The 501-nt window shown below is 51.3% G+C and carries 1 protein-coding gene; it reads right to left on the bottom strand.

Annotation, left to right across the window (positions count from 1 at the left end; all coding sequences use genetic code 11):
• A partial coding sequence (locus LC084_RS23170; RefSeq protein ID WP_264193620.1) for an EF-Tu/IF-2/RF-3 family GTPase occupies positions 1–501 on the bottom strand: 501 nt, incomplete at both ends.

Here is a 501-nt window from a genome sequence, read left to right on the forward strand (position 1 = left end):
CCCGGTTTAGCCAGAACCTGACCACGTTCAACGTCATCACGTTTGGTACCACGCAGCAGAACCCCAACGTTTTCACCAGCACGGCCTTCGTCCAGCAGTTTGCGGAACATTTCAACGCCAGTACAGGTAGTTTTGGTGGTTTCTTTGATACCAACGATTTCTACTTCATCACCAACTTTGATGATGCCGCGTTCTACACGACCGGTAACTACAGTACCACGACCGGAGATGGAGAATACGTCTTCGATTGGCAGCAGGAACGGTTTGTCGATAGCACGTTCTGGTTCCGGGATGTAGGTATCCAGCGCTTCAGCCAGCTCAACAATTTTTGCTTCCCACTCTGCTTCGCCTTCCAGCGCTTTCAGAGCAGAACCACGGATGATCGGGCAGTCGTCACCCGGGAAGTCGTACTGAGACAGCAGCTCACGTACTTCCATTTCAACCAGTTCCAGCAGCTCTTCGTCATCAACCATGTCACATTTGTTCAGGAACACGATGATG

This window comes from Mangrovibacter yixingensis, assembly GCF_020523985.1.
Classification (GTDB): domain Bacteria; phylum Pseudomonadota; class Gammaproteobacteria; order Enterobacterales; family Enterobacteriaceae; genus Mangrovibacter; species Mangrovibacter yixingensis.